Source organism: Streptomyces sp. NPDC002911 (assembly GCF_053591835.1).
On record NZ_JBSFUO010000006.1, the window covers coordinates 185,023 to 203,707 of the forward strand.

The window sequence follows — 18,685 nt, forward strand, 5'->3', positions numbered from 1 at the left end:
CTGGGAGGATGGCGATGTGACTGGAACGACTGGAACGCTCGTACTCGCAGGGACCCCCATCGGCGACGTGGCGGACGCCCCGCCACGGCTCGCCGCCGAGCTGGAGACGGCCGATGTCGTGGCCGCCGAGGACACCCGCCGGCTGCGCCGGCTCACCCAGGCGCTGGGCATCCACACGACGGGGCGTGTCGTGTCCTATTTCGAGGGCAACGAGTCTGCGCGGACGCCCGAACTCGTCGAGGCGCTGGCCGGCGGGGCGCGCGTCCTGCTCGTCACCGATGCCGGGATGCCGTCCGTCTCCGACCCCGGCTACCGTCTTGTCGCCGCGGCCGTGGAGCAGGGCATCAAGGTGACCGCCGTACCGGGCCCCTCGGCCGTGCTGACCGCGCTCGCGCTGTCCGCCCTGCCCGTGGACCGCTTCTGCTTCGAGGGCTTCCTGCCGCGCAAGGCGGGGGAGCGGCTCGGGAAGCTCCGCGAGGTCGCGGGCGAGCGCCGCACGATGGTCTTCTTCGAGGCCCCGCACCGGCTGGACGACACCCTGGCCGCGATGGCCGAGGTCTTCGGAGCGGACCGCAGGGCCGCCGTGTGCCGGGAACTGACCAAGACGTACGAGGAAGTGAAGCGCGGCCCGCTGGGCGAGCTGGCGGTCTGGGCGGCCGAAGGCGTGCGGGGCGAGATCACCGTCGTGGTCGAGGGCGCCACGGCCTCCGGGAACGAAGGCCTGGACGCTGCGGAGCTGGTACGCAGGGTGCAGGTGCGCGAAGAGGCGGGGGAGCGGCGCAAGGAGGCCATCGCGGCGGTCGCCACCGAGGCGGGGCTGCCCAAGCGCGAGGTGTTCGATGCGGTGGTCGCGGCAAAGAACGCGGCTCGGACCGGCCAGGAACAGGGCAAAGGACTAACCTGAAGGTAAAGCCCGGGTCGCGTGCCGGGCTTCCTAAGCCATGGAACGGCCAAAAGCGTCCCAACACTCGGCAGGCCTGGTGCTTTGCCGCCGGTGAAGGCGTCCACTTGAGGGTGGAACGCACCATCCGGAGTGCTTGTCCGGAGTGCTTGTCCACGGACAAGAGGAGCAGGCATGAGTGAGAGCGCAGCAACCACCGTGCACGAGGCGTACGCCTTCGCCTGTATGAGGTGTGGGCACGGCTGGGAACAGGCCTACGCGATAGAGCACCACGTCGACGGCTCGGGCAACGCGTTCGTGGTGTACAAGGCGGACGGGAGGCGCGTGCCCTCGCCGCTGTCCACCCCGACGTGCACGAACTGCGGCGGCCACGTGGTCCGGATCATGCGCGCCGGCCGGGTCTCCACCGTCCAGCAGCTGCTCCGGCCCCAGGAGGCCGTACGACCGGATGTGACGGGCGTGGACGAGGCCCGTGGGGACATGGCCGTGGCCACCGCCGTCCCGACGCCCGGCCCCGGGCCACGGCACTGGCAGCTGTCGGATCTGCTGCATCCTTTCCACCGGCGCTGAGCTAGGGCTCAGGGCCTCGTAGAGTCGTCGGCATGAGCCGTACCGACGCCCCGCCACTGCCCGAACCCCTCAGAGTTCCGGTCGCCGATTCGCACACCCACCTGGACATGCAGGACGGAACCGTCGAGGAGGGCCTCGCCCGGGCCGCGGCCGTCAATGTGACCGTCGTCGTCCAGGTGGGCTGCGACGTGAAGGGCTCGCACCGGGCCGCCGAGACCGCCGCCGCGCACGCGTCCGTGCACGCATCCGTCGCCCTGCATCCCAACGAGGCGCCGCGCATCGTGCACGGGGACCCGGACAGCTGGTCACGCCAGGAGGCGCGGGAGCCGGGCGGGAAGGCGGCGCTCGACGAGGCGCTCGCCGAGATCGACGCGCTGGCCGCCCTCGGCCACGTACGCGCGGTCGGCGAGACCGGCCTCGACTACTTCCGTACGGGCCCTGAGGGCATGGCTGCCCAGGAGGAGTCCTTCCGGGCGCACATCGAGATCGCCAAGCGACACGGCAAGGCCCTGGTCATCCATGACCGTGAGGCGCACGCGGACGTGCTGCGCATCCTCGCCGACGCCGGTGCGCCGGAGCGGACCGTCTTCCACTGCTACTCCGGGGACGCCGACATGGCCCGGATCTGCGCGGCGGCCGGGTACTTCATGTCCTTCGCGGGCAACGTCACCTTCAAGAACGCGCAGCCGCTGCGCGACGCGCTGGCCGTCGCCCCCGCCGAGCTCGTGCTCGTAGAGACGGACGCCCCCTTCCTCACCCCCGCCCCCTACCGCGGACGGCCCAACGCGCCCTACCTGATTCCGGTCACGCTCCGTGCCATGGCCGAGGTGCGGGGCACCGACGAGGACAGCCTGGCCGCCGCCCTCTACGACAACACCGCGCGGGCGTTCGACTTCTGAGGGCCGCGAGGGAGCCCGGTCGGCACTCTGGGTAGTCGCACAGCTTTGTACGGTGACGAGACCTCGGCTATCGTGCCCGCGCATCGGGGTCGGCAGCCGGAGTCTCTGGAGCGACGTGGGCCATTCGCAGGGCAGTCACCGTGCAGCGCGCGGCAGTCGGCATACGAGGCAGGCCCCGGCGCGGGTCCCCGCCGCCCCGGTACCGCCGCAGCGCTCCCTCCACGAGCAACGGACGATCGTCGCCGGACTGTGGCCGGGCCGCCCGCCCGTCCATGACCCGACCGTCCTGGACACCCCGCTGGTGCCCCGCCAGGCGGCCGCGCGGACGGAGACCGCCGGACACCGGGCGGCCCGGCGGCGGCTGCGGAGCGGCCCGGAGGCCCTGCGTCAGCTCGTCCACCGGGCCCTGATCCTCGCCGTTCTGGCCGGCGGCACCGGCGGGTTCCTCGCCCAGGACAAGGCCGTCCGCGTCAGCGTCGACGGGGCGTCGCGCACCCTGTACACCTTCGCGGACGACGTCGGGGAGCTCCTCGAGGCCGAGGGCGTCACGGTCGGCACCCGCGACATCGTCGTCCCCGGTCCCGCCACCGCGCTGGAGGACGGCGACGAGGTCGTCGTCCTCCGGGAGGCACGCGGCTTCGGGCCTGTGCCGGGCGGAGCTCCCCGGGCCCCGTGGCGGCCGTAGGCTTAACGGGTGAGCATCACAGAGCCCGACGCCCTCCTGGGCCCCGCAGACATCCGCGAGCTGGCCGCAGCGCTGGGCGTACGCCCCACCAAGCAGCGCGGTCAGAACTTCGTCATCGACGCCAACACGGTCCGCCGGATCGTGCGGACCGCCGAGGTACGGCCCGATGACGTGGTGGTCGAGGTCGGGCCCGGCCTGGGCTCGCTGACCCTGGCCCTGCTGGAGGCGGCCGATTGGGTCGTCGCCGTGGAGATCGACGACGTGCTCGCGGGCGCCCTGCCGGCCACGGTTGCCGCCCGGCTGCCGGGGCGCGCCGACCGCTTCGCCCTGGTCCACTCCGACGCGATGCTGGTCACCGAGCTGCCCGGCCCGGCGCCGACCGCGCTCGTCGCCAACCTGCCGTACAACGTCGCTGTGCCGGTCCTGCTCACCATGCTGGAGCGCTTCCCCACCATCGAGCGGACGCTCGTGATGGTGCAGGCCGAAGTCGCTGACCGGCTGGCCGCCCGGCCCGGCAACAAGGTCTACGGCGTGCCCTCGGTCAAGGCCAACTGGTACGCCGACGTCAAGCGTGCCGGGTCGATCGGCCGCACCGTGTTCTGGCCCGCGCCCAACGTCGACTCGGGGCTGGTGTCCCTGGTCCGGCGGACGGAACCGATCCGGACCACCGCGAGCAGGACCGAGGTCTTCGCCGTCGTGGACGCCGCGTTCGCCCAGCGCCGCAAGACGCTGCGTGCCGCCCTGGCGGGCTGGGCCGGCTCGGCGCCCGCCGCCGAAGCCGCCCTGACCGCCGCGGGGATCTCACCGCAGGCCCGGGGCGAGGCGCTCACCGTCGAGGAGTTCGCCGCCATCGCCGAGAACAAGCCGGAGCCCTCCGCATGACCCGCAGCGTCACCGTCCGCGTACCCGCCAAAGTCAACGTGCAGCTCGCGGTGGGCGCCCCCCGCCCCGACGGCTTCCACGACCTGGCCAACGTCTTCCTCGCCGTCGGCCTGTACGACGAGGTCACCGTCACCCCCGCCGCCGCCCTGCGCGTCACCTGCTCCGGCCCGGACGCCGGACAGGTCCCGCTGGACGCCACCAACCTGGCGGCCCGCGCAGCGATCGCCCTGGCGGCCCGGCACGGCCTCGCCCCGGATGTGCACATACACATCGCCAAGGACATCCCCGTCGCCGGCGGCATGGCGGGCGGCAGTGCCGACGGCGCCGCCGCCCTGCTGGCCTGCGACGCCCTGTGGGCCACCGGCGCGAGCCAGGAGGAACTCCTGCAGATCTGCGCCGAGCTGGGCAGCGACGTGCCGTTCAGCCTGATCGGCGGGGCCGCCCTCGGGGTCGGCCGCGGTGAGCAGCTGACCCCCGTCGAGGTCGGCGGCACCTTCCACTGGGTCTTCGCCGTCGCCGACGGCGGGCTCTCCACCCCCGCGGTGTACGGCGAGTTCGACCGGCTCACCGCCGGCACGCGGGTGCCCGGGCCGACCGCCTCCCCCACACTCCTGACGGCCCTGCGCAAGGGCGACACCACCGCGCTCGCGGGCGCCCTCGGCAACGACCTCCAGGCCGCCGCCCTCTCCCTGCGTCCCTCGCTGGCCGGCACCCTCGCGGCGGGCACCGCTGCGGGCGCCCTGGCCGCACTGGTCTCGGGGTCAGGGCCGACCACCGCGTTCCTGGTCGCGGACGAGGAGTCGGCGCGGCAGGTGGCGGACGCCCTGCTGGCGTCCGGCACCTGCCGCAGCGCGCGGGTGGCGGCGTCACCGGCGGCGGGCGCCACCGTCGTCGTCTGACGGCCGGTACCACCGGCACGAGGCGATACGTACCTGCATTGCCGGGGTGCGGCAAGGGCGGGTCTTCGATCACGCGGTGGGCGAGTCCGTGTTCCGCGCTGATCCGGCGCGACCGGTAGCTGTGGACATCATGCCCGTCAGCGCAGCTTCAGGCTCTTCTTCGCCAGCTCGTACGCCGGGAGCATCGCCTTGTGCTCGCCGGAGTCCGGCCCGCCCAGGTGCACCACGACCGGGCCGTCCGGGGTGGCGACGGCGAAGGCCCGCTCCGTCTTCTGCTCGTCCAGCAGTTCGACGTCCACCGTGTAGGTGACCTCCGCGGCTGCCACCGGCCCCGCCTCGGTCTCCTTGTACGAGGCCTTGGACGCGTTCGGGTCGCCGTTCACGAAGTCCTCCAGAGCCGCACGCGGGGCCGTGCCGGAACCCTTGCCCCGCCAGACCCGGAGGTAGCCGATGTTCCCGGCCGGCTTGGCATCGATCTCGCAGACCATCGTGGCTGAGCCCTGCTGCCCCGCTGCCGCGAGCTCGGAACCGGGATCCACGTCCACGGCCTGCGGCTTCCAGTCCGCCGTCAGCTCGAAGGTCACCGGCAGCTCGCAGGCGGAGCCCTTCCCGCCGAGCGTGGCGCCCTTCTGCGGCGACGCGCTCGCCGCTGCCGCCGCGGGGGCGCTGTCCCCGTTCTTGCCCGGGCCCGCATCCGTGTCCGTACCGCCGTCGGACGGCGACGCACAGCCGGACAGCACCGCCGCCGCCAGGACCGCCGGAAACAGAGTCCGTATCCCGTAGCGCATCATGAAGTCCCCACCCCAGAGATGTTCCGAACCGCTCCGACCTGGGGTTACTCCCCATGATCGATCGCCGCACGCTATCGCACCCCGCGCGGCGACTACTCTGGGACGTCGAGCGGTCCCCGACGCAGGGATCCCCGAGGCAGGAGTGAAATGGCCGTCAATCTGGTCAATGTCGAGCAGGTCAGCAAGGTGTACGGCACCCGTGCCCTGCTCGACGGTGTATCCCTCGGGGTGTCCGAGGGCGACCGGATCGGCGTCGTCGGCCGCAACGGCGACGGCAAGACGACGCTCATCCGGATGCTCGCCAAGCTGGAGGAGGCGGACACCGGCCGGGTCACCCACAACGGTGGGCTGCGCCTCGGCGTCCTCACCCAGCACGACTCGCTGGACCCGACGGCCACCATCCGGCACGAGGTGATCGGCGATCTCGAGGACCACGAGTGGGCCGGCAGCGCCAAGATCCGTGATGTGCTGACCGGGCTCTTCGGCGGCCTCGCCCTCCCCGGTTTCGAGCACGGCCTGGACACCGTCATCGCCCCGCTCTCCGGCGGCGAGCGGCGCCGGATCGCGCTGGCGAAGCTGCTCATCGCCGAGCAGGACCTGATCGTGCTCGACGAGCCCACCAACCACCTCGACGTCGAGGGCATCTCCTGGCTGGCCGGACATCTGCGGACCAGGCGCTCCGCGCTCGTCTGCGTCACCCACGACCGGTGGTTCCTGGACCAGGTCTGCACCCGCATGTGGGACGTCCAGCGGGGCGCCGTCCACGAGTACGAAGGCGGCTACAGCGACTACGTCTTCGCGCGGGCCGAGCGGGAGCGGATCGCCGCGACCGAGGAGTCCAAGCGGCAGAACCTGATGCGCAAGGAGCTGGCATGGCTGCGGCGCGGCGCTCCCGCGCGTACGTCCAAGCCCCGCTACCGCATCGAGGCGGCCAACGAGCTGATCGCCGATGTGCCGCCCCCGCGCGACACCAGCGAGCTGATGAAGTTCGCCAACGCCCGGCTCGGCAAGACCGTCTTCGACCTGGAGGACGTGACCGTCCAGGCCGGACCCAAGACCCTGCTCACCCACCTCACCTGGCAGCTCGGCCCCGGTGACCGCATCGGCCTGGTCGGCGTCAACGGCGCGGGTAAGACCTCGCTGCTGCGGGCGCTCACCGAGGCGTGCCGCAGCCAGGGCGACGTACAGCCCGCCGCCGGGAAGATCGTCGTCGGCAGGACGGTGAAGCTCGCCTATCTCTCGCAGGAGGTCGCGGAGCTCAACCCCGGCCTGCGCGTGCTCGAAGCCGTCCAGCAGGTGCGCGACCGGGTCGACCTCGGCAAGGGACGCGAGATGACCGCCGGTCAGCTCTGCGAGCAGTTCGGCTTCGCCAAGGAGAAGCAGTGGACGCCCGTCGGTGACCTGTCCGGCGGTGAGCGCCGGCGGCTGCAGATCCTGCGTCTGCTGATGGACGAGCCGAACGTCCTCTTCCTCGACGAGCCCACCAACGACCTGGACATCGAGACCCTGACCCAGCTGGAGGACCTCCTCGACGGCTGGCCCGGCTCGATGATCGTGATCTCCCACGACCGGTTCTTCGTCGAGCGGACCACGGACCGGGTGATGGCGCTCCTCGGCGATCAGGCGCTGCGGATGCTGCCGCGTGGCATCGACGAGTACATCGAGCGCAGGCAGCGCATGGAGGAGACGGCCACGCCCGCCTCCGCCGCGGGGTCCTCGGCGCCCAAGGCAGCACCGGCCGAGGCCGTCTCGCCGCAGGCCGCGCGTGCCGCGAAGAAGGAGCTCCAGAAGGTGGAACGGCAGCTCGACAAGATGTCGACCAGGGAGACGACGCTGCACGCGCAGATCGCCGACAACGCCACCGACTTCGAGAAGGTCGCCGAGCTCGACGCCGAGCTGCGTGAACTGGTCGCGGAACGGGATGTGCTGGAGATGCGCTGGCTGGAGCTGGCCGAGGAGGCCTGAGCAGGCCTGAGGGGCGGCCAGGTCCGGACCGTAGGCGGTGCCCGGGCGGGTGGTAGAAAGTAGGCGCCGCTCGGGTTGACGTGACCCTGCGGAGCTATAACCGTACGAGGGGACACCGTCGATGACTCAGCCTTCCGGCCCGCAACCGCAGGAAGGCTTCGGGGCACCGTACGACCCGCCGCCGGGAACCCCGGGGCCGGTCCCGGTACCGGGGCCGTACGCCGCGCAGCCGGGGCCGTACGGACAGCAGCCGGGGCCGTACGGGCAGCAGCCCGGGCCGTACGGGCAGTCGGCGCAGGGCGGTTTCGGCTTTCCGCCCCAGCCGTCGACGGTGACGGCTCAGGCACCGGGCGGGCCGGCCGGGCCCGGTGGCGGTGGCCGCTTCAACGGCAGGACCGGCATGGTGGTCCGCGCCGCGCTCGCCCTTGCCCTGATCGCCGGTGGCGGCGCCTGGTTCGCCCTCAGCGGCGACGACGGGAAGAAGCCGGTCGCCGGCGACGCGTCGGGCGCCTCGCCCGCGGCGGAACAGGGCGACGGCAACGGCGACAAGCTGAGCGACGCGGAACTCGCGGCGCAGCTCGACGCCCGGCGTGAACCGGGTGAGGCGAAGGTCCGGTGGCTACAGAGCCTGGGCACCGACCTCCCCGGAAAGGCCATGGGCGTCTACGGGCCCTGGGAGGCCGGAGACGTCGTCGCCAAGGGCATGTACCGCACCGTGTCGGGCTACTCGGCGGCCGACGGCAAGCAGCTGTGGAGCGTGAAGCTGCCGGACGACATCTGCGCGGCCCCCACCCGTCCGACCGACGACGGCAGGATCGTGGTAGCCGTCGAGGCGAAGGAGTCCGACAACGGCACGGACTGCACCGTTCTGCAGATGATCGACCTGCGGACGGGCGAGACCGGCTGGAGGAAGACCTTCCCGAAGGTCCCCGTCGCCGAGGTCGAGAAGCGGGTCGTCATGGCGGCGAACGGCGGCACGGTGACGTACGCGCGCCCCGGCCACGTCCACACCTACCGGGTGAGTGACGGGCAGGAGCTGTTCGCCACGCAGCCGCGGGAGTGCCGGTCCTACGCGTTCCTCAGCGGTGCCCGGATGATGGCGGTCGCGAACTGCGAGGACGGCAACCAGGTCCAGGAGTTCGACCCCGCGTCCGGGAGGAAGAAGTGGGCGTACACGATCGAGAAGGACTGGTTCGTCGACCAGGTCCACTCCGTCAGTCCGTTCGTCGTGTCGGTGCTGAAGGGCGACGAGTGGCGGCTCCTCGCCCTGCGGGACAACGGCACCCTCCGGTCACACATCGAACTGGGCACCCGGGACGTCGATCTCGGGTTCGCCGACTACGAGGTGAGGTGCGGGGGCTATCTGGTGGTGACCCGCAACCGGGACGACTGCGAAGGGGTCGCGGCGGACGAGGACACCTTCTATGTGTCGACCAAGCGGAAGCACGTCGAATTCGACGTCGACAACCGGATCGTCGCCTTCGACCTGAACACCGGCGAGCAGAAGTGGACGGCCGACGCCCCGCTGGGACGCCGGATGGAGCCGCTGCGCATGGAGGACGGGAAGCTGCTGCTGTACGTGGCGGCCACCGAGACGCGGGGAGGCGAGATCGCCACGCTCGCGCCCACCGGAGGGGCCCCGCGGACGGTGCTGACCCATCCGGCGTCGACGGCCGCGATCGAGGCCGGCATGACCGCGGCCGAGGTCGACTACGCGGACGGCCGTTCCCTCCTCACCCTGCCGCTGGTCGGTACCGCCGAGGACGACGACGCCGAGGCGGACATGAAGACCATGATGGCCTTCGGAGAGTGAGCGGGCGCGCGCCTCGGTGAAGTGGCCCGCCCCGGCGGCGCAGAACGTGAAGGCCGCGCCTGTGGAACGGAGTTGACGGAGCGTCGGGGGGAGGGGGCCCCGCAGGGGAACGCCGGGCGCGTAACGACGGCATCACGGCCCGGTTCTCCCTTGGGAACAGGGGTTGGACCGAACCGGTGCCCCAGGTGGGCGGGTGGTACAAAGAAGCCCCGCTCGACTGTCGTAACGCCGCGGAACCCATGCCCGATTCGCTCCTTTCCGGGGGGAATTCAGAGATTTCTCGCACCTGATCCTCTGAGCCCAGCGGAATCGCGGGGGAGACCGGACCGGGCACCGGACCGCACGAAGGGGGACGTGCTGATGACTCAGCCGCCCAGCCAGCAACCGCCGCAGGGGGGCTTCGGGGCTCCGCAGGAGCCGCAGGGCACTCCTCAGTCACCCCAGCCGCAGTCACCCCAGCCGCAGTCGCCACCTGCGGCTCCACCGCAGATGCCGCCCGTGCCCCCGCAGACGCCGGCCCCGGGAGCGCCGCAGACGCCTCCCCCCGCGCAGCCGGGTTACGGCTACCCGCAGGCCCCCGGGGCGCAGCCCGGCTACGGCTATCCCCAGGCCCCCGGCCAGGCGGCCCCCGGGCCGTACGCCCAGCAGCCCGGCCCGTACGGCGCCCCCGCTGGGGGGTACGGCCAACAGCCCGGCCCGTACGGCGCTCCCGCCGGGCCGTACGGCCAGCAGCCCGGCCCGTACGGCCAGCAGCCCGGCTACGGCTACCCGCAGCAGCAGTACCCCGGCGCGCCCGCGCCCGGCGGCTCCGGCGGCGGCCCCTTCAAGGGCAAGCCCGCGGTCATCATCGGTGCGGCGCTCGCTGTGCTCCTCGTCGTCGGCGGCGGCATCTTCCTCGCCACGAGCAGTGGCGACGACGAGAAGAAGCCCGTCGCCAAGTCCAGTGACGGCGCTGCCGATCCGAGCGCCTCGCCCACCGTCGACCAGGGTGACGGCAAGGGCGACGGACGCGAGGCCGACGACGACCTGAACGCCGGGCGCAAGGACGGCGAGGCGAAGGTCCTCTGGCTGACGACGAACGACATCGACCTGCCGCGCAACGGCGCGGACGTCTACGGCCCGTGGATCGTCGGGGACACGCTCGTCAAGGGCATGTACCGCTCGGTCGTCGGCTACTCGGTGACCGACGGCAAGCCGAAGTGGACCCTTCCGCTGCCCGTCGACATGTGCGCGGCACCCGGAACGGCCACGGCCGACGGCAAGATCGTCATCGGTGTGAAGAACGGCACCACGGACAAGGCCACATGCTCCGAGCTGCAGATGATCGACCTCAACACCGGCAAGGCCGGCTGGAAGAAGGAGATCAAGAAGAGCGGCAACTTCGACCTGCTGTCCGACATCGGTCTCGCTATCAGCGGTGACACCGTGGCTGTCGGCCGCACGAGCAACTCCAACGCCTACCGGGTCAGCGACGGCAAGGAGCTGTTCGGCACCCCGTCGGCCGACTGCAAGCCGTTCGCCTTCGCCGGCGGCCCCAAGCTGATCGCGGCGACCCGTTGCCCCACCGACTACGGGGACGCCCCGCAGCACCAGATCCAGGAGATGGACCCGACCACCGGGAAGGCCAAGTGGACGTACCAGCCCAAGCTCGGCTGGGAGGTCGACAAGGTCTACTCGGTGAGCCCTCTCGTCGTCTCGCTGACCCAGCCGGAGGAGAAGAAGTGGGGCATCCTCGCGCTCAAGGAGAACGGAACGCTCCGCTCCCAGCTGGTCAGTGACAAGGGGGACAACCCCGCCGTCGACTGCGGAGGCGGCTTCGTGATCTTCGGCGGGCAGCTGGAAGGCTGCGAGGGCCTCGCCGCCGACGCCGACACTTTCTACATGATGACCGAGGACGACACCAGCGGCTCCGCCCGCACCAACAAGGTCATCGCGTTCGACCTGAACACCGGCAAGTCCAAGTGGAAGGCCGCGGCCCCCGCCGAGCGCACCATGAAGCCGCTGCGCATGGAAGGCGGCAACGTCCTGGTCTACCTGGAGCCCTCGTACGACAAGGGCGGGGCGATCGCGACGATCGCGCCCACCGGAGGCGCGCCGAAGGTGGTGCTGCAGCACCCGGACTCGACGACCGGGATCGAGAACTTCTTCTCGTCCACGATCGCCTACGCGGGCGGCCGTTCCTTCGTCGTCAGCAACCGCGTCAGCGCGACCAACGACGAGGCGGAAAAAGAGCAGACGACCATGATGGCCTTCGGTAAGTGACGGCAGACGACGGTAACCGCCGCCCCTTCTTCTCAGACCCCGTAGAGGTACGTACGCCATGACCCAGCCGCCCAACGAACCGCCCCAGGGCGGATTCGGCGCCCCGCAGGACCCGCCTCCCGGCGGATTCGGCCCGCCCACCCCGCCGCCCGCCGATCCGTTCGGCAAGCAGCCGCCGGCCGCGCCGACCACCCCGCCCGCCGGCGGCTACGGCTTTCCGCAGGCGCCGCCGCCCGGGCAGCAGCCGCCCGCTCAGCCCGGCTACGGCTTTCCGCAGGCGCCGCCGCCCGGGCAGCAGCCGCCCGCTCAGCCCGGCTACGGTTTCCCGCAGGCGCCGCCGCCCGGGCAGCAGCCGCCCGCTCAGCCCGGCTACGGCTTTCCGCAGGCGCCGCCGTCCGGGCAGCAGCCGCCCGCTCAGCCCGGCTACGGTTTCCCGCAGGCGCCGCCGCCCGGCATGGCTCCGCAGCAGGGGTACGGCTACCCGACCGCACCCATGCAGCCGCAGTACCCCGGCCCCCAGCCGGGCGGCGGCAAGAAGTTCACCACCCAGATGCAGATCATCGTCGCCGCGGCCGTCGCCGTGGTGCTGATCATCGGCGGCGGAGTCTTCTACGCGTCCAGCGGCAGTGACGACGACGGCAAGCAGGACGAGGCGTCCTCGGCCGGAACCAGCGGCGGCGACGGTAAGGGCGGCGAAGACGCGGGCCTGGGCGGCGGCGCCGAGAAGGCTCCGGCCGACACCAAGTCCAAGGTCGGCTTCCAGCTCCCGCACCCGAAGGTCACCGACACCACGGCCGTCGAAGGCTCCTGGGTCACGGACAAGGCGTACGTGAAGACCGGCGTGTACGAGATCGTCGGCTACGACCTGGCCAAGGGCACCAAGCTCTGGTCGATCCCGCTGAACGGTCAGCTCTGCGCCGCGTCCCGGCACATGAGCAAGGACTACAAGACGGCCATCGCCTTCGCTGAAGGCAAGCCGAGCGCTGCGGACAAGTACCCCTCCTGCACCCAGATCGGCGCGCTCGACCTGGCCACCGGCAAGCTCATGTGGAGCAAGTCCGTCACCTCCGCCGCCAGCGGTGACGAGCCCGTCAGGTTCGGCGAGGTCACGCTCAGCGGCACGACGGTCGCCGCGGGCGGAACCGGCGGCGGCGCCGCCTTCAACCTCGCGGACGGCGCCGAGCTCTGGAAGCCGAAGGCCGACGCCAACCGTTGCTACGACGTGGGCTACGGCGGCGGCGACGCCCTCGCGGTGGTCCGCAAGTGCGGCAGCTACGACGATCCGCAGCTGACCGTCCAGGCGCTGAACCCGGCCACCGGCGCACCGCTCTCCTCGTACACCATGCCGGCCGGCGTCGAGTACGCGGCCATCGTCTCCACCAAGCCGCTCGTCGTCGCGGCCGACGTCGGCGACACCGCCGGCGACGGCAGCAGCATCTCGGACTTCTTCTCCATCGACGCGGCCACCGGCAAGCTCATCGTCCGGATCTCGGCCGACGCGGACAAGTACGCCGGGGAATGCGGCTCCACCGAGGTCGAGCAGTGCAGCTCCCTGGCCGTCGGCAACAACAGGCTCTATGTGCCGACGGAGGAGCACGAGGGCGGCGGCGAGTACGGCGACACCAACGAGATCGTCGCCTTCGACCTCACCACCGGCAAGCTCGTCGGAGGCAAGGCGGAGGCGGGTGACCGCTACACGCTCACCCCGCTGCGCATGGACGGCTCCAACGTCATCGCGTACAAGCAGCCGCCGTACGACAAGGGTGGCCAGATCGTCTCCGTCAACGGCTCCTCCTTCGAGGAGACCGTGCTGATGGTCAACCCGGACGACGAGGCGGTCCGTGACGCGGAGACCAGCTTCTCCGCCGCATACTCCGAGTTCATCTACGAGAAGGGGCGGCTGTTCATCTCCGAGAAGATGGTCAGTGAGCCCAGAAAGTCCAGTTCGCTGGACGACAAGCAGTATCTCGCGGTGTCCTTCAACACCGTCTGACCCGCCCGGCCCATTCCTGGGCCGGCAGCGACGGCCCTGCCGGTTGATCATCAGACCGGCAGGGTCGATCGTTTTCCGACGGGCAAGTAGCCCCGAATGACTCAGAATTCGGCATTCTGGGGGGCTTCTGACCAGTAGGGGGCGCGCCGCGTCGAACAAGCGTGTAACTTGCCGGGTCAGAGGGGCCGGGGGGCCTGTTCAGGGTTACGCAGCGGTACGGCGCTGCACACATGGGGGCTATCTCGATGGGCGTGCGGCTCATGGTGGTCGATGACCACCGCCTGCTCGCCGAGGCACTCGCCTCGGCGCTCAAACTGCGGGGGCACAGGGTGCTCGCGGCAGCCGCGCCGACGTCCGGGGCCGCAGAACTGGTCGTCAGCAGGACGCCGGAGGTCTGCCTGTTCGGCACGGCGGCGCCCGCCGCACCCGGGGCGTTCGACCCGATCATACGGATCGGACGGGAGCGCCCGCAGGTCGCCGTGGTGGTGCTCGGCCCGGTGCCGAGCCCGCGCGGGATCGCCGCGGCCTTCGCCGCCGGCGCGGCCGGTTACGTCCGCCACGACGAACGCATCGAGGGCGTCGAGCGCGCCATGATCAAGGCCCGTGCGGGAGAGGCCGCGGTCGCCCCGCAGCTGCTGCGAGGCGCCTTCGCCGAGATGCTGCATCCGGCGGTCCAGCCGGACGACGAGGGGCAGCGGCTGCTGCGGATGCTGACCCCGCGCGAGGTCGAGGTGCTGGTGCGGGTCGCCGAGGGTGAGGACACCCGGCTGATCGCGGCCGGTATGGCGATCGCGCCGAGCACCGCGCGCACGCATGTGCAGCGGGTGCTGATGAAGCTCGGCGTCGGTTCCCGGCTGGAGGCAGCCGCACTCGCGGCCCGTACGGGACTGCTCGACCGGGCGGCTTCGGGAACGCCGCAGGGGCCGGACGGCCTCGCGTGACGGTCCGGCCCTCACGGGATGCCGGTCGGCTACGGCGTACCGGTCAGCTCTCCGGCCTGTCCGGCGCCCCGTCCGACCGTCAACCCGGCGACTGCCGAATGTCGTGACACACGTACTGGCCATGGCGGTCCCTTAGCCCTCCACGCGCACGTGGTGTCGGTACGACATGCCGGGAGTTCGACGGCGAGAACGACCACGTGCATCCGCCGGTGCACCTCCCGCCGAAGATCGTCTCCTGTTCGTTCTTTGTTCGCTCGTGATCGTGCGTGTGGACATGTTCAGGTCCGGCCGCCCCCTTGCGCAGCATCCCGGGGGCATCGGCATTGACGATGATGTTGACTTGTGATTAGTTATGTTCGGTTCTGTTTAGAGGGCGTTACATGGAGGAGCCTGGTGAAGAAGACGGTTACGACCCTCGCCGACGGCCGCGAGCTGATCTACTACGACGCCGCGGACGACACCGTCCGCGGCGCCGTCGACCTGCGGCCGCTGGATGCCGTCTCCGCGTCCGAGGGGGACTCGGAGATCCGCCACGACCCGCTGCTCGGCGACTCGGTGGCCATCGCCTCGCACCGGCAGGGGCGTACGTACCACCCGCCGGCTGACGAATGCCCGCTCTGCCCCTCGCGCGAGGGACGGCTCAGCGAGATCCCCGACGCCACCTACGACGTCGCCGTCTTCGAGAACCGTTTCCCCTCCCTCGCCGGTGACTCCGGCCGCTGCGAGGTCGTCTGTTTCACCTCCGACCACGACGTGTCCTTCGCCGGCCTCACCGACGACCAGGCCGCCCTGGTCCTGGAGGCATGGACCGACCGCACGGCCGACCTCGCCGAGCTCCCGCAGGTCACCCAGGTGTTCTGCTTCGAGAACCGGGGCGCCGAGATCGGCGTCACCCTCGGCCACCCCCACGGGCAGATCTACGGCTACCCCTTCGTCACGCCTCGCACCGAGCTGATGATGCGCTCGGCGCAGACCCACCGCGCCGAGACCGGCCGCAACCTCTTCGACGACGTCGTCGCCCGCGAGCTCGCCGACGGCGACCGTGTCGTCCTGGAGGGCGAGCACTGGGTCGCCTTCGTGCCGTACGCCGCGCACTGGCCCTACGAGGTCCACCTCCACCCGCGCCGCCGCGTTCCCGACCTGCGGGAGCTCGACGAGGGAGCCCGCACGGAGTTCCCACAGATCTATCTGGAACTCTTGAGGCGATTCGACCGGATCTTCGGCCCCGGCGAGCCGCCGACCCCGTACATCTCGGCCTGGCACCAGGCCCCGTTCAGGGTCCCCGGCCGTGAGGAGTTCGGGCTGCACCTCGAGCTTTTCACCATCAGGCGGACCACTGGCAAGCTGAAGTTCCTCGCGGGCTCCGAGTCCGGCATGGGCGTGTTCATCAACGACGTGCCGCCGGAGGCCGCGGCCCAGCGACTGCGAGAGGTAGCGAGCGAGTGAGCAACACCGGCAAGAAGTACCTGGTGACGGGCGGCGCGGGATACGTGGGCGGTGTCGTCGCCGCACACCTGCTGGAGGCCGGCCACACCGTGACCGTCCTCGACGACCTGTCGACGGGCTTCCGCGAGGGCGTCCCCGCGGGCGCCGAGTTCATCGAGGGCCGCATTCAGGACGCCGCCAAGTGGCTGGACCCCTCCTACGACGGAGTGCTGCACTTCGCCGCATACTCCCAGGTGGGCGAGTCCGTCGTCGACCCCGAGAAGTACTGGGTCAACAACGTCGGCGGCACCACCGCCCTCCTCGCCGCCATGCGTGAGGCGGGGGTGCGCACCCTCGTCTTCTCCTCCACCGCGGCGACCTACGGGGAGCCGGTCTCCAGCCCCATCACGGAGACCGACCCCACCGCGCCCACCAGCCCGTACGGCGCCTCCAAGCTCGCCGTCGACCACATGATCAGCGGCGAGGCGACCGCCCACGGCCTGGCCGCCGTCTCCCTGCGCTACTTCAACGTCGCCGGCGCCTACGGCAGCTGCGGCGAGCGCCACAGCCCCGAGTCGCACCTCATCCCGCTGGTCCTCCAGGTCGCGCTCGGCCGGCGGGAGTCGATCTCCGTGTACGGCGACGACTACCCGACCCCGGACGGCACCTGCGTACGCGACTACATCCACGTCGCCGACCTCGCCGAGGCCCACCTGCTGGCCCTCGAAGCGGCCACCGCGGGCGAACACCTCATCTGCAACCTCGGCAACGGCAACGGCTTCTCCGTACGCGAAGTCATCGAGACCGTCCGCCAGGTCACCGGCCACCCGGTCCCCGAGACCGCCGCACCCCGGCGCGGCGGCGACCCGGCCGTCCTCGTCGCCTCCGCCGCCACCGCCAGGGAGAGGCTCGGCTGGCAGCCGTCCCGCGCCGACCTGGCCGCCATCGTCGCCGACGCGTGGACGTTCGCCCGCCGAGAGGACCCCACGGCACCATGACCGACAACACCGACCTGACCGTCTCCTTCACCGAGCTCTACGGGACCGCCCCCGAGGGGATCTGGGCAGCACCCGGACGAGTGAACCTGATCGGTGAGTACACCGACTTCAACGACGGCTTCGTCATGCCGCTGGCCCTCCCGCACCAAGCCCGCGCGGCCGTCGCCCGCCGCACCGACGGACAGCTGCGCCTGCATTCCACCGACGTACCGGGCGGCGTGGTCTCCCTGCGCGTCGACGAGCTGGTCCCGCACTCCGGCCACGGCTGGGCCGCCTACCCGGCCGGTGTCGTCTGGGCGCTCCGCGAGGCCGGTCACCCGGTCACCGGGGCGGACATCCAGCTCACCTCCACCGTGCCGGTGGGCGCCGGACTCTCCTCGTCCGCCGCCCTCGAAGTCGTCACCGCGCTCGCCCTGAACGACCTCTTCGCACTGGGCCTGAGCGCACCGGAGATCGCCGTGCTCGGCCAGCGGGCCGAGAACCTGTTCGTCGGCGTGCCCTGCGGCGTCATGGACCAGATGGCCTCCGCCTGCTGCGCCGAGGGCCACGCGCTGTACCTCGACACCCGCGACCTCAGCCAGCGCCAGGTCCCCTTCGACCTGCCCGCGCACGGGCTGCAGCTGCTCGTCGTCGACACCCGGGTCAAGCACTCCCTGGGCGACGGCGCGTACGCGGAGCGCCGGGCCGGCTGCGAGGCGGGCGCCCGGGCACTCGGTGTCCCCAACCTCCGCGACCTTCCGTACGAGGGCCTGGGCGCCGCACTGGAGACCCTCGCGGCGGCGGGCGAGGACGAGTCGGTCGTGCGCTACGTCCGCCATGTGGTGAGTGACAACCACCGGGTGGAGCAGATCATTTCGCTGCTCGACGCGGGTGAGGTGCGCGCGGCGGGCCCGGTCCTCAACCAGGGGCACCTCTCGCTCCGCGACGACCTGCGGGTCTCGTGCCCGGAGCTGGACCTCGTGGTCTCCACGGCGAACACCGCCGGGGCGCTCGGGGCCAGGATGACGGGAGGCGGCTTCGGCGGCTCGGCGATCGTGCTGGTGGAGGAAGCGATGGCGGACACCGTCGCCAAGGCCGTTTCGGAAGCCTTCACCTCCGCCGGTCACGCCACCCCTGGAATCTTCCCCGCGGTTCCTTCGGCGGGGGCCCGGCGGGTCGCTCCAGCCGCTTGACCAGGATGAACTCCGCGACGCCGGGCGGGTAGTCCGCTACCTCGCCGACCACCTCGTACCCCTGCTTCCGGTAGAAGTCCGGGGCCTGGAAATCCCAGGTCTCGAGCCGGGAGCGGGTACAGGCCCGGTCGTCGTGGGCGAGACGTTCGGCCTCGGCGAGCAGCCGCGCGCCGAGGCCGAGGCCGCGGTGGGGGGTGTCCACCCAGAGCAGGTCCACGTGGAGCCAGTAGGCCCAGGTCCGCCCGCTCAGCCCGCCCGCCAGCTCTCCGCTGTCGTCCAGGAGCCAGACCTCCAGCGGGACTTCGTGTTCGGCGGAGGTCAAGTGCAGGGCGCGCAGCTCCGGTGATCCGTCCCAGTTCTCGTCGTGCAGCCGACGGCCCAGCAGAATACGACGTTCCTTGTCCACTTCGGTCTCAAGACGGAACATGTACAACACCCTAAACACCTCGGGTGGTCAGTTCTGCGAATAGCCTTCCGGCGCACACCGCC

15 protein-coding genes and 1 pseudogene are annotated in these 18,685 nt (G+C 71.4%); 14 read left to right on the forward strand and 2 right to left on the reverse strand.

Annotation, left to right across the window (positions count from 1 at the left end):
* Positions 1–16: 16 nt before the first annotated feature.
* From rsmI to ACWD04_RS12350, 6 genes are all read left to right on the forward strand, one after another.
* The gene (gene rsmI / locus ACWD04_RS12325) at positions 17–904 is read left to right on the forward strand and encodes a 16S rRNA (cytidine(1402)-2'-O)-methyltransferase (RefSeq protein ID WP_451130884.1); all 888 of its coding nucleotides are present in this window, start codon (positions 17–19) and stop codon (positions 902–904) included.
* A gap of 171 nt (positions 905–1,075) precedes the next feature.
* The gene (locus ACWD04_RS12330) at positions 1,076–1,471 is read left to right on the forward strand and encodes a hypothetical protein (protein WP_451130886.1); all 396 of its coding nucleotides are present in this window, start codon (positions 1,076–1,078) and stop codon (positions 1,469–1,471) included.
* A 32-nt stretch (positions 1,472–1,503) separates the two neighbouring features.
* A complete protein-coding gene (locus ACWD04_RS12335) occupies positions 1,504–2,370 on the forward strand; it encodes a TatD family hydrolase (RefSeq protein WP_451130888.1) in 867 nt (288 codons plus the stop codon).
* A 115-nt stretch (positions 2,371–2,485) separates the two neighbouring features.
* Positions 2,486–3,055 (forward strand): ubiquitin-like domain-containing protein, encoded by a 570-nt coding sequence (locus ACWD04_RS12340; protein ID WP_451130890.1) that lies wholly within the window; start codon positions 2,486–2,488, stop codon positions 3,053–3,055.
* A 9-nt stretch (positions 3,056–3,064) separates the two neighbouring features.
* A complete protein-coding gene (gene rsmA / locus ACWD04_RS12345) occupies positions 3,065–3,937 on the forward strand; it encodes a 16S rRNA (adenine(1518)-N(6)/adenine(1519)-N(6))-dimethyltransferase RsmA (RefSeq protein WP_451130892.1) in 873 nt (290 codons plus the stop codon).
* Positions 3,934–4,836 (forward strand): 4-(cytidine 5'-diphospho)-2-C-methyl-D-erythritol kinase, encoded by a 903-nt coding sequence (locus tag ACWD04_RS12350; protein ID WP_451130894.1) that lies wholly within the window; start codon positions 3,934–3,936, stop codon positions 4,834–4,836. Before rsmA ends, ACWD04_RS12350 begins: the two co-directional genes overlap by 4 nt.
* A gap of 137 nt (positions 4,837–4,973) precedes the next feature.
* Here ACWD04_RS12350 and ACWD04_RS12355 read toward each other — a convergent pair whose 3' ends face one another.
* Complete coding sequence (locus ACWD04_RS12355) at positions 4,974–5,627, reverse strand: lipoprotein (RefSeq protein ID WP_451130896.1); 654 nt, start codon at positions 5,625–5,627, stop codon at positions 4,974–4,976.
* Between the two features lie 147 nt (positions 5,628–5,774).
* Here ACWD04_RS12355 and ACWD04_RS12360 point away from each other — a divergent pair, with 147 nt between their 5' ends.
* From ACWD04_RS12360 to galK, 8 genes are all read left to right on the forward strand, one after another.
* The gene (locus ACWD04_RS12360) at positions 5,775–7,592 is read left to right on the forward strand and encodes an ABC-F family ATP-binding cassette domain-containing protein (protein ID WP_451130898.1); all 1,818 of its coding nucleotides are present in this window, start codon (positions 5,775–5,777) and stop codon (positions 7,590–7,592) included.
* A 121-nt stretch (positions 7,593–7,713) separates the two neighbouring features.
* Positions 7,714–9,405 carry an outer membrane protein assembly factor BamB family protein gene (locus ACWD04_RS12365; RefSeq protein ID WP_451130900.1) on the forward strand — a complete coding sequence of 564 codons (1,692 nt, stop codon included), beginning with the start codon at positions 7,714–7,716 and terminating at the stop codon, positions 9,403–9,405.
* A gap of 360 nt (positions 9,406–9,765) precedes the next feature.
* Positions 9,766–11,667 (forward strand): outer membrane protein assembly factor BamB family protein, encoded by a 1,902-nt coding sequence (locus ACWD04_RS12370; RefSeq protein WP_451130902.1) that lies wholly within the window; start codon positions 9,766–9,768, stop codon positions 11,665–11,667.
* A 58-nt stretch (positions 11,668–11,725) separates the two neighbouring features.
* On the forward strand, positions 11,726–13,660 hold the full coding sequence (locus ACWD04_RS12375) for an outer membrane protein assembly factor BamB family protein (RefSeq protein WP_451130904.1): 1,935 nt from the start codon (positions 11,726–11,728) through the stop codon (positions 13,658–13,660).
* A gap of 245 nt (positions 13,661–13,905) precedes the next feature.
* Positions 13,906–14,601 (forward strand): response regulator transcription factor, encoded by a 696-nt coding sequence (locus ACWD04_RS12380; protein WP_451131130.1) that lies wholly within the window; start codon positions 13,906–13,908, stop codon positions 14,599–14,601.
* A gap of 393 nt (positions 14,602–14,994) precedes the next feature.
* Positions 14,995–16,047, forward strand: a complete 1,053-nt coding sequence (galT, locus tag ACWD04_RS12385) for a galactose-1-phosphate uridylyltransferase (protein ID WP_451130906.1) — start codon at positions 14,995–14,997, stop codon at positions 16,045–16,047.
* Positions 16,044–17,024: a UDP-glucose 4-epimerase GalE gene (gene galE, locus ACWD04_RS12390; RefSeq protein WP_451130908.1), complete on the forward strand. Its 981-nt coding sequence runs from the start codon at positions 16,044–16,046 to the stop codon at positions 17,022–17,024. The genes galT and galE overlap by 4 nt, the downstream gene beginning before the upstream one ends.
* Positions 17,021–18,196 (forward strand): galactokinase, encoded by a 1,176-nt coding sequence (gene galK / locus ACWD04_RS12395; RefSeq protein ID WP_451130910.1) that lies wholly within the window; start codon positions 17,021–17,023, stop codon positions 18,194–18,196. Before galE ends, galK begins: the two co-directional genes overlap by 4 nt.
* On the opposite strand, the pseudogene ACWD04_RS12400 reads toward galK, so the two are convergent.
* Positions 18,186–18,623: pseudogene (locus tag ACWD04_RS12400) on the reverse strand (GNAT family N-acetyltransferase); the annotation flags it as partial. The gene galK and the pseudogene ACWD04_RS12400 sit on opposite strands and share 11 nt — an antisense overlap.
* Between the last annotated feature and the right edge of the window lie 62 nt (positions 18,624–18,685).